This is a genomic window from Sphingosinicella sp. YJ22 (assembly GCF_011320075.1).
In the GTDB taxonomy this organism is placed as follows: Bacteria; Pseudomonadota; Alphaproteobacteria; order Sphingomonadales; family Sphingomonadaceae; genus Allosphingosinicella.
On sequence record NZ_JAANPA010000005.1, the window covers coordinates 88,847 to 98,324 of the forward strand.

Genomic DNA, 9,478 nt, shown 5'->3' on the forward strand with positions numbered 1-9,478 from the left:
GTCATCGCGCCAGCCGCCACCTGTCGAGGCCCAGCACGATTCGCGCGACGACCGGATAGGCGAGGATCGCGAGGCCGATCTGCGGCAGCATCAGCGAGAAATGGGTGGGGCTGTCCATCAGCACGGCAATGTACCACGCGCCGGATGTATGAAGAATGATCGCCCCGGCCGCGAACAGCCAGTCGAACCAGAAGTCCTTATAGTCGATTCGGCTCTCGATCAGGTCGAACAGCAGGAAGGTCATCGTCCACAAAGCCATCGACTGGCCGAGCGGATGCGCGGAGATGAGATCGTCGAACAAGCCGAGCCACAGCGCCGTGCTCGGCATCCAGATCTCGGGGCGAAGCAGCCGCCAGGTGATCAGCACCAGGAAGCCGAAATCCGGGACGAGCGGGGTCGAAACGACCAGCGGGAACAGGCCGAGCAGGCAGGCGATCACCGTCGTCGCCACCGGCACGAAGCGGCGGCGATAGTCGCGATAGACGACCGCGCGCTGCGATCCCGCGATCCGGCTCATTGCGCCTCGGCCGCTGGTTCGGCCGCGCCGCCGTCGCTGCGCGGTACGACCGCGGGCTCGTAGAGCGGCTGGACCAGCGCGTAGTCCACGCGCGCCGGGGTGGCGAGCGGACGGGCGATGGTCACTTCGCCCTGAATACCGATCACCTGGGCGACCGGAATGCCGGGCGGATAGATGCCGCCGACCCCGGACGTCACCAGCATGTCGCCGCGACGGAACGGATTGACACCGACTTCGAGCGTGCGCAGCTCCAGGGTGCCGTCGCCGCGCCCGACCGCCATCGCCGGCGTGCCGTCGCGGACCAGGCGGACCGGGACGGTGCTGCTGGGATCGACGATCAGAAGCACCTGGGCTGAGTGGCGCCCGGCGAGCAGGACGCGGCCGATCAGACCCTCCGGCGCACGCACCGGCTGGCCAATGCGGACTCCGGAACTGCCGCCGACTGCGAGGATGGCGAAGCGGCGCGGCGAATCGAAAGACGAGCTGACGATTCGGCCGACCGCGATCTCGTCGGTCGCGGTCTCGCGCAATTGCAGCATCTGGCGCAGACGCTGATTGTCGAGCCGCTGGGCCTCGGCCTGCACCGCCTGCGCCTCGGCGGTCTGAAGCCGCGCGCGCAGCTCGGCATTCTGGCTGCCGGCGCGGAAATAATCGCCGATACCGGTGCCGAAATCGGTGATTCCGCGAAGCACCGAGCGGCCGGCCGAGCTGACCGGCGTGGTCACGTCCATGGCGGCGCCCTTGATCGCCGCGAAGCCGCGCGGGTCGACGATCGACACGAGCAGCAGCAGCAGCGCGAACAGCACGCCGCCAACCGCCACCACATAGCCGAAAAACAGGCCGTATTGGGCCCGGCGGGAGGATCCCGGGCGCCGGTTGCGGGGAGGCGCCATCGGCCGGTTTATGCTCCGGCTTTAGGCGGTCTGCAGGACGCCGCGGAAGATCTCTTCCTCCAGCGCCCGCCCGGTGCCAAGCGCGACGCAGGTCAGCGGGTCGTCGGCGACCGTGACCGGAAGACCCGTCTCGTCACGCAACACTTCGTCCAGCCCCTTCAGCAGCGCGCCGCCGCCGGTCAGGACGATGCCCTGGTCGACGATGTCGGCGGCCAGCTCCGGAGCGGTGTTCTCGAGCGCGATCCGGACTCCCTCGACGATCGTCCCGACCGGCTCCGACAGCGCCTCGGCGATCTGCCGCTGGTTGATCGTGATTTCCTTCGGAACGCCGTTGACCAGGTCGCGGCCCTTGATGTGGACGATGTCACCGTCCTCGCCGTTGGGCGGCGGCTTGGCGACTCCGACCTGCTTCTTGATCCGCTCCGCGGTCGCTTCGCCGATCAGCAGATTGTGGTTGCGGCGAACATAGGAGGCGATCGCCTCGTCCATCTTGTCGCCGCCGACGCGCACCGAGGTGGTGTAGGCGAGGCCGCGAAGCGACAGCACGGCGACCTCGGTGGTGCCGCCGCCGATGTCGACGACCATCGAGCCGATCGGCTCGGTCACCGGCATGTCGGCGCCGATCGCGGCCGCCATCGGCTCCTCGATCAGCCACACCTGGCGGGCGCCGGCGTTGGACGCGGCGTCGCGGATGGCGCGGCGCTCGACGCTGGTCGAGCCCGACGGCACGCAGATCACGATCTCCGGGAAGCGCGGGAAGCGGCGCTTGCCGTGCACCTTCTGGATGAAGTGCTTGATCATCTGCTCGGCCACGTCGATGTCGGCGATGACTCCGTCGCGCAGCGGGCGGATCGCCTCGATCTGGTCGGGGGTCTTGCCCATCATCAGCTTGGCGTCGTCGCCGACCGCCTTGACCCGTTTGACGCCGTTCAGAGTCTCGATCGCGACGACCGACGGCTCGTTGAGAACGACTCCGCGGCCGCGGACGTAGACGACGGTGTTGGCCGTTCCCAGGTCGATCGCCATGTCCTGAGACGGAAATTTGAAGAAGTCGAACGCGCCCATCTTGTCCGGTTACTCGCCCTGTTTCGGAAGAGGCCGGACAGTCCGGCCCACCTGCTCTCGCCCTATAGGAGGTCCGCGGGCTTCCGGTCCACATAATCGTGAGGGGAAGGCTCGCGGGGTAAGCCGGCTTCCTATAGAGACGGCAGGCATGTCAATACGGCGACTTCCCGAGGATCTGATCAACCGAATCGCGGCCGGCGAGGTCGTCGAGCGGCCCGCGAGTGCCCTCAAGGAACTCGTTGAAAACGCTGTGGATGCTGGGGCGAATCGGATCGATATCTCTCTGCACGGTGGCGGAATTGACCGCATTGAGGTGGCCGACGACGGATGCGGGATGGCACCCGCCGAAATGGCCTTGGCGCTCGAACGCCACGCGACGTCGAAGCTCCCGACGGGCGACTTGGAGAGCGTTGCGACGTTGGGTTTTCGCGGTGAAGCGCTTCCGAGCATCGCCAGCGTCGCCCGGCTGACCCTCGAAAGCAGGGTCCGCCCTTCGACTGGCTCAGGACAGGCGGCGCCTGATGGATGGCGGCTGGTGCGCGATCACGGGCAGGTCGAGGGGGAGGGGCCGGCCGCGCTTCCGCCCGGCACCCGGGTCACCGTCGAGGATCTGTTCGGCAAGGTTCCGGCTCGCCGCAAGTTCCTGCGCTCGCCCCGCGCCGAATATGGCGCCTGCGTCGACGTCGTGAAGCGGCTCGCCATGGCGCGGCCGGACGTCGGCTTCAGTCTCAGCCATGACGGCCGGCGAATCTTCTCGGTGGCGCCCGGCGAGGACCGGCCCGCCCGCGTCGCGGCGCTGACCGATCCCGGGCTCGCCCAGAACAGCGTGCCGATCGACCATGTCCGGGGCAGCGCCCGCCTCGGCGGGATCGCCGGCGTGCCGACCTTCAACCGCGGCGTCGCCGACCACCAATATCTGTTCGTCAACGGCCGGCCGGTGAAGGACCGGCTGCTGATCGGCGCGGTGCGCGGCGCCTATGCCGACCTGCTCGCCCGCGACCGCCATCCCTTGCTCGCCTTGTTCATCGACCTCCCCGGCGAGGAGGTCGACGTCAACGTCCATCCGGCCAAGACCGAGGTGCGCTTCCGCGACCCCGCCCATATCCGCGGCCTCATCGTCGGCGGCCTTCGCCACGCGCTCGACCAGGCCGGCTTCCGGAGCGCCCAGCCCGCCAATGTCGACGCCATGGCGATGTGGCAGCCGGGGAGCGGCCTGCCGGGCGGAAGCGCAAACCCATCTGCCTTTCCGTCACTCGCGCAGGGAAGCTTCGCTCCTCAGGGCAGCTGGACCCCCGCCTTCGCGCGGGACGCCGGCGGGAGCGTCGCCGACCGGCATGAGGACTTCCTTCCGCAAGGCCGTGCCGAGCCGGCGCATCAGCCGGCCCCCGACCACAATTTCCCGCTCGGCGTCGCGCGCGGCCAGGTCGCCGCCACCTATATCGTCGCCGAGGCCGAGGACGGGCTGGTGCTGGTCGACCAGCATGCCGCCCACGAGCGGCTGGTGCTGGAGCGGATGCGCCGCGCGATGAGCAATGGCGGGGTCGCCCGCCAGGCCCTGCTCCTCCCCGAGGTCGTCGAGCTCGACGAGCCCGCCTGCGACCGATTGGAAGAGCGTTTTGCCGAGCTCGCCGAGTTCGGCCTCGAGCTCGAGCGGTTCGGCCCGCGCGCCATCCTCGTCCGCGCGATGCCGGCGATGCTCGGCAGCGGCTCGGCGCGCGGCCTCGTCACCGACCTCGCCGACGAGCTCGCCGCCTTCGACACCGCCCTGAGCCTCAAGGAGCGGCTCGACCTCGTCGCCGCGACCATGGCCTGCCACGGCTCGGTCCGCGCCGGCCGACTGCTCTCGGTGGCCGAGATGAACGCCCTGCTGCGCGAGATGGAGGTCACGCCCCATAGCGGTCAATGCAACCACGGCCGCCCGACCTGGGTGAAGCTGGCGCTGAACGACGTCGAGAAGCTGTTCGGGCGCAAGTGAGACTTAAGCGAATCTTCGCGCTTCGCTCCTAACGGAAGCGGCGAAAGGATAGCCCGTCTCATGCTCCAGCTCGCTTATATCAGCACATCGCGCCAACCAGTGGATCAGGCGCTCCTCGACGACATTCTCGCCGCCTCGCGCCGCAACAACGTGCGCTGCGGAGTGACCGGACTGCTCGTCTCCGGCGGCAAGAGGTTCCTTCAGGTGCTCGAGGGCCCGGACCAGGCGGTGCTGGCCACCTATGCGCGAATCCAGAACGACGCGCGCCATTTCGCTTTCGTTTCGCTGTCGACGAAGCCGGTCGAGGCGCGCGCGTTCGGGGAGTGGTCGATGGCATATCACCAGGGCGGGGCGGCGGCCGATGGGGACCTCGTCGCGGTGGTCGAAGCGCTGGCCGCGGACATCGCAGACCCGAACCTGCGGGCTCAATTCAGCGGCTTTGCGCGGCTTCACGACCAGGCAGCCTGACCCCCTCGATCAGCGGGCCAAGGGCGGCCGGGCGACGTTCGGCCCGCCCTGGAACCGCGCCGCTTCCTCTGAGCCGCCGGTGGCATCGCCTTCGCTGTAGCTGTGCGCGCCGGTGCCAGCGAGGCGGCCGCCCTCGACGATCAGATATTCGTCGCGGATCGGCCGGCCGTCGAAGAAGCATTCGAGAATCTCGCGAACGCCTGCCGCGTAGCGCGCCTGCGCCGACAGCGAGGTGCCGGAGATGTGCGGGGTCATGCCGTGGTGCGGCATCGTTCGCCAGGGATGGTCCTGAGGCGCAGGCTGCGGGAACCAGACGTCGCCCGCATAGCCGGCGAGCTGGCCGCTCTCGAGCGCCGCGGCGACGGCATCGCGGTCGCAGATCTTGCCGCGCGCGGTGTTCACCAGATAGGCGCCGCGCTTCATCCGGGCGATCAGCTCCGCGTCGAACAGATGCTCGGTTTCGGGGTGAAGCGGGCAGTTGATCGTCACCACGTCGCACAAGGGCAGCATCTCCTCGACGCTGGTGTGGCGGATGACTCCGAGCTCGCGCTCGGTTTCGGCGGGGAGCGGGTGGCGGTCGACATAATGGAGGTGGACGTCGAACGGCTTCAGCCGCCGGAGCACGCCGAGGCCGATCCGCCCGGCGGCGACGGTGCCGACATGCATGCCTTCGAGATCGTAGGAGCGCGCCGCACAGTCGGCGATGTTCCAGCCGCCGGCCTTCACCACCTCCCAGGAAGGGAGATAATTCCTGACCAGCGACAGGATCATCATCACGACATGCTCGGCGACGCTGATCGAGTTGCAATAGGTGACCTCAGCGACCGTGACTCCGCGGTCCATCGCCGCCTGCAGGTCGGTATGGTCGGAGCCGATCCCGGCGGTGACGACCATCTTGAGCTTCTGCGCCTTGGCGAACCGCTCGGCGGTCATATAGGCGGGCCAGAAGGGCTGGGAGATCACGATGTCGGCGTCGACCAGCTCGCGGTCGAACGTGGAATCGGCCCCGTCCTTGTCGGCGGTGACGACGAGGTTGTGCCCGTTGCTTTCGAGGAAGCGCCTCAGGCCAAGCTCGCCCGACACGCTGCCGAGCAGGACGCCGGGGCGGAAGTCGATCCCCTGCGGAGTCGGCAGGGTCTGGCCGTCGGGGTAGCGCTCGATCTGGGGGAGGTCGTCGCGGGGATAGTCGGTGGGATAGCCATCGACCGGGTCGGCATAGAGCACGCACAGCACCTTCGCCATTTGTCCCTCCTATCCTTTGAGTTCTCGAAGCCTTCGCCCGACCTCCTCGATTGGGTGTGAACGCGCCTGGGCGCGCGACTCGGTGAGCTTCGGATAGCCCGCAGCCGAATCCTCGATCAGCGCGCGAACGAAGCGTCCGGATCGCACGTCGGCGAGGATACGCCGCATCTCGGCGCGAGTCTCGTCGGTGACGATGCGCGGGCCACCCTCCATCGCGCCGAACTCGGCGGTGTTGGAGATCGCCTCGCGCATTCCGGCGATGCCGCGCTCGTAGATGAGATCGGCGATCAGCTTCACTTCGGTGAGGCATTCGAAATAGGCGATTTCGGGCGAGAATCCGGCCTCGACCAGGGTCTCGAAGCCGGCCTGGATCAGCTCGGGAATCGCGCCCCACAGCACCGCCTGCTCGTTGAACAAGTCCGCCTCGCACTCCTCGGCGAAGGTGGTCGGAAGGATGCCGGCGCGGCCGCTGCCCAGCGCGGCGGCATAAGAGAGGGCAAGCGGCTCGGCCTGGCCGGTCGAGTCCTGGTGGGCGGCGAACAGGGCGATCATGCCGCGGCCCTCGGTGTAGAGCTGGCGAAGCGCGGCGCCGGGCCCCTTGGGCGCGACCAGGAAGATGTCGAGGTCGGTGCGCGGTTCGATCAGGCCGAAGCGGATGGCGAGGCCGTGGGAGAAGCCGAGCGCCGCTCCTTGGCGCAGGTGCGGGGCTATGGCGGCGCGGTAGATGTCCGCCTGGCGCTCGTCCGGCGCCAGCATCATCACGACGTCGGCCCAGGCGGCGGCCTCGGCGACGTCAGAGGCTTCGAGGCCATCCGCGGCGACCCGCTCCCGGCTGCGCGAGCCTTCGGGCAAAGCGATACGCAGCGCGGAGACGCCGCTGTCCCGTAAGTTGAGCGCCTGCGCGCGGCCCTGATTGCCATAGCCGACGATCGCGACTCGCCGGCCGCGGATCAGCGCCAGATCGATATCGTCGTCCCGGTAAACCCTCATCCGTCCCTCCCGCGCTCAAGGAGCGCTAGGGCATCGCTCATGGTGCCGCAATCGAGCGCCTCCGTCACGCGCGGCCAGTCCCTCGGCGGCTGGTGGCGGAACCAGGTATATTGGCGCTTGGCATAGTTGCGTGTCGCCTGGCGGCCGGCGGCGAGCGCTTCTGCTCGCGTCGTTTCGCCGCGAAGGTAGGAGGCGATCTCGCGCACGCCGATCGCGCGCATCACCGGCAGGGCAGGGGACAGGTGGCGCTCGAGCAGGGCCTCAACTTCGGCAATCCCCTCCCCGCTCATCATCGTCTCGAAGCGGCCGTCGCAGCGCGCGTAGAGCCAGTCGCGCGGGCCGAGCAGGATGAGGGGCCGGAGGTCGACACTGCCGCCGATGCCGCCCACACTCTCTTCCTGCCACGCCGCGAGCGGGCGTCCTGTGCCGCGCACCACTTCGAGAGCGCGCGCGATTCGGGTGGTGTCGCTCGGCCGCAACCGCGCCGCCGCTTCGGCATCTTCGCCTTGGAGCGCTGCATAGGCCTCGGCGGTCGGCGTCGCCCGCACCGCCGCCCGCACCTCGGCATCGATCTCGGGCACCGGCGCGATTCCGTCGAGCAGGGTGCGGATGTAGAGGCCGGTGCCCCCGGCGAGGATCGGCAGGCGACCGTCCGCATGGGCTGCGCCGATCTCCCGCTTCGCATCCTCGGCCCAATCCGCGGCCGAGCAGGCATCGGCGCCGTCGCGATAGCCGTAGAGGCGGTGCGGCGCGCGCGCCTCGTCCTTAGCGCTCGGCCGCGCGCTGACGATGGCGAGGTCGCGATAAACCTGGGCGCTGTCGGCGTTGATCACGACTCCGGCGGTCCGCTCGGCGAGCGCCAGCGCCAGCGCCGACTTGCCGCTCGCGGTCGGCCCCGCGATAAGCGCGAGCGGCGGAAGGGAAGGGTCAGACTTGTTCATCGCGACGCTGATAGCAGCCGATCGGCTGAGCGAGAGCGACATTTCGGCGGCGGCGGCCTTGCTGCCTGGCGCGACCGGCGCGTGGATTGAGCCGGGGAGCGCCTACGACCTGTTCCTGTCGTCACCAGACGGGGTCGAGACACGGCTGCGCGCGGCGCTGCCGGGCGTCGACGTGGTCGTCCAGCCGGTCGCGCACCGCCGCAAGCGCCTGCTCGTCGCCGACATGGATTCGACGATGATCACGGTCGAATGCATCGACGAGCTCGCCGATTATGCCGGCCTCAAGGCGGAGGTCGCCGACATCACCGAACGGGCGATGCAGGGCGAGCTCGATTTCGAGGCGGCGCTCGACGCGCGCGTCGCTCTGCTCAGGGGCATGGATGCGGCCGTGATCGATCGTTGCCGTGAGGAACGGGTGACGGTCATGCCCGGCGCCACCACCCTGGTGCGGACGATGCGGGCGCAGGGCGCGACCTGCCTGCTGGTGTCGGGCGGCTTCACGCGTTTCGCGGGACCGGTCGCCGAGGAGATCGGCTTCGACCGCGCGCTCGCCAATGAGCTGCTGATCGAGGACGGCAGGCTGACAGGGAAGGTTAGACGACCAATTGTCGGCGCTGCGGCCAAGCATGACGCGCTGACCGATGCGATGGGCGCGCTCGGACTCGATCGCGCCCAAACCATGGCGGTCGGCGACGGCGCCAACGACATCCCGATGATCGAGGCGGCCGGCCTCGGCGTCGCCTATCATGCCAAGCCCGCTGCGTCCGCCGCGGCGGACGCGCGGATCGCGCACAACGATTTGACCGCCTTGCTCTACGCGCAGGGCATTCCGCGTTCGGAGTGGGTGATGGCCTAGGCCTGGGCCGGACGGCTCATGTCGGAGGCGATGGCGGCGAGTGCGAAGGCGACCGCCCGCGCATCGCAGGCGAACGCGACGCCGATGCCGTCGCGCGCGACCGCGCTGACTTCGCCGACGATGGTGCCGGCGTCCGGATGGCTCAGCTCGACCCGGCTGCCGAGCGGCAGGCGCTGGTTGGTCTCGAGAAACGCCCCGCGCGCCGAGATGGCGCGAATCGCGGCGGGGGCTGGGGCGGCGCCGGCGACGAGCACGCACATGCGGCGCTGGCGCCAGCGGGTCGCCATCGGGCTCGTCCGTCTTGCTTCCTGAATCATGTCCCGGCCTCCGGCGCGAAGGCTTATCCGCGCCAGCCGAAACAAAGAGTTAAGCGTGCATGTCGGTCAGGGCGCGACGGGGATGCAGGCCTCGCCGGCGGCGCGAACCGCCGCGCAGATGCGGTCGGCGGCGGCGCGGCTGGCGAGCGGCCCGGCGCGCAGGCGGGTGAGTGCGCCTGCCGGCACATAGGCCGGCTCGAGCGCGCCGACGGCG

At 69.4% G+C, this 9,478-nt stretch carries 11 protein-coding genes; 3 read left to right on the top strand and 8 right to left on the bottom strand.

The features are described 5' to 3' along the window. Position 1 precedes the first annotated feature (1 nt). From mreD to G7B71_RS03460, 3 genes are read right to left on the bottom strand one after another with little or no spacing between them, the layout of a single operon-like run. Complete coding sequence (gene mreD / locus G7B71_RS03450) at positions 2–517, bottom strand: rod shape-determining protein MreD (protein ID WP_166037915.1); 516 nt, start codon at positions 515–517, stop codon at positions 2–4. Next, the gene (mreC, locus tag G7B71_RS03455; protein ID WP_166037917.1) at positions 514–1,410 is read right to left on the bottom strand and encodes a rod shape-determining protein MreC; all 897 of its coding nucleotides are present in this window, start codon (positions 1,408–1,410) and stop codon (positions 514–516) included. Before mreC ends, mreD begins: the two co-directional genes overlap by 4 nt. A 21-nt stretch (positions 1,411–1,431) precedes the next feature. Then, positions 1,432–2,475, bottom strand: a complete 1,044-nt coding sequence (locus G7B71_RS03460) for a rod shape-determining protein (RefSeq protein ID WP_166037920.1) — start codon at positions 2,473–2,475, stop codon at positions 1,432–1,434. A gap of 148 nt (positions 2,476–2,623) precedes the next feature. Between G7B71_RS03460 and mutL the strand changes: the two genes are divergently transcribed. Then, a complete protein-coding gene (gene mutL / locus G7B71_RS03465) occupies positions 2,624–4,450 on the top strand; it encodes a DNA mismatch repair endonuclease MutL (RefSeq protein ID WP_166037921.1) in 1,827 nt (608 codons plus the stop codon). Between the two features lie 60 nt (positions 4,451–4,510). Next, positions 4,511–4,918 carry a BLUF domain-containing protein gene (locus tag G7B71_RS03470; RefSeq protein WP_166037922.1) on the top strand — a complete coding sequence of 136 codons (408 nt, stop codon included), beginning with the start codon at positions 4,511–4,513 and terminating at the stop codon, positions 4,916–4,918. A gap of 9 nt (positions 4,919–4,927) precedes the next feature. Here the strand turns inward: G7B71_RS03470 and G7B71_RS03475 are convergent, their stop codons facing one another. From G7B71_RS03475 to miaA, 3 genes are read right to left on the bottom strand one after another with little or no spacing between them, the layout of a single operon-like run. After that, positions 4,928–6,160, bottom strand: coding sequence for an NAD-dependent formate dehydrogenase (locus tag G7B71_RS03475; protein WP_166037923.1), 1,233 nt, complete (start codon positions 6,158–6,160; stop codon positions 4,928–4,930). A gap of 9 nt (positions 6,161–6,169) precedes the next feature. Then, complete coding sequence (ilvC, locus tag G7B71_RS03480) at positions 6,170–7,150, bottom strand: ketol-acid reductoisomerase (RefSeq protein ID WP_166037924.1); 981 nt, start codon at positions 7,148–7,150, stop codon at positions 6,170–6,172. Then, the gene (miaA, locus tag G7B71_RS03485; protein ID WP_166037925.1) at positions 7,147–8,091 is read right to left on the bottom strand and encodes a tRNA (adenosine(37)-N6)-dimethylallyltransferase MiaA; all 945 of its coding nucleotides are present in this window, start codon (positions 8,089–8,091) and stop codon (positions 7,147–7,149) included. The genes ilvC and miaA overlap by 4 nt, the downstream gene beginning before the upstream one ends. Between miaA and serB the strand changes: the two genes are divergently transcribed. Beyond that, a complete protein-coding gene (serB, locus tag G7B71_RS03490; protein WP_166037926.1) occupies positions 8,084–8,947 on the top strand; it encodes a phosphoserine phosphatase SerB in 864 nt (287 codons plus the stop codon). The two genes, miaA and serB, sit on opposite strands and share 8 nt — an antisense overlap. On the opposite strand, the gene G7B71_RS03495 is transcribed toward serB, so the two are convergent. Continuing rightward, complete coding sequence (locus G7B71_RS03495; protein ID WP_243406078.1) at positions 8,944–9,234, bottom strand: PilZ domain-containing protein; 291 nt, start codon at positions 9,232–9,234, stop codon at positions 8,944–8,946. The genes serB and G7B71_RS03495 overlap by 4 nt on opposite strands. Positions 9,235–9,330: 96 nt before the next feature. Next, entirely contained in the window at positions 9,331–9,450 is a 120-nt protein-coding gene (locus G7B71_RS03500; RefSeq protein WP_243406080.1) for an SPOR domain-containing protein, read from the bottom strand. Positions 9,451–9,478: the final 28 nt, after the last annotated feature.

Excerpts from the sequence above, each read along its gene's own strand:
- mreD (WP_166037915.1), bottom strand. The coding sequence starts at position 517 with ATGAGCCGGATCGCGGGATCGCAGCGCGCGGTCGTCTATCGCGACTAT.
- mreC (WP_166037917.1), bottom strand. The coding sequence starts at position 1,410 with ATGGCGCCTCCCCGCAACCGGCGCCCGGGATCCTCCCGCCGGGCCCAA.
- G7B71_RS03460 (WP_166037920.1), bottom strand. The coding sequence starts at position 2,475 with ATGGGCGCGTTCGACTTCTTCAAATTTCCGTCTCAGGACATGGCGATC.
- mutL (WP_166037921.1), top strand. The coding sequence starts at position 2,624 with ATGTCAATACGGCGACTTCCCGAGGATCTGATCAACCGAATCGCGGCC.
- G7B71_RS03470 (WP_166037922.1), top strand. The coding sequence starts at position 4,511 with ATGCTCCAGCTCGCTTATATCAGCACATCGCGCCAACCAGTGGATCAG.
- G7B71_RS03475 (WP_166037923.1), bottom strand. The coding sequence starts at position 6,160 with ATGGCGAAGGTGCTGTGCGTGCTCTATGCCGACCCGGTCGATGGCTAT.
- ilvC (WP_166037924.1), bottom strand. The coding sequence starts at position 7,150 with ATGAGGGTTTACCGGGACGACGATATCGATCTGGCGCTGATCCGCGGC.
- miaA (WP_166037925.1), bottom strand. The coding sequence starts at position 8,091 with ATGAACAAGTCTGACCCTTCCCTTCCGCCGCTCGCGCTTATCGCGGGG.
- G7B71_RS03495 (WP_243406078.1), bottom strand. The coding sequence starts at position 9,234 with ATGGCGACCCGCTGGCGCCAGCGCCGCATGTGCGTGCTCGTCGCCGGC.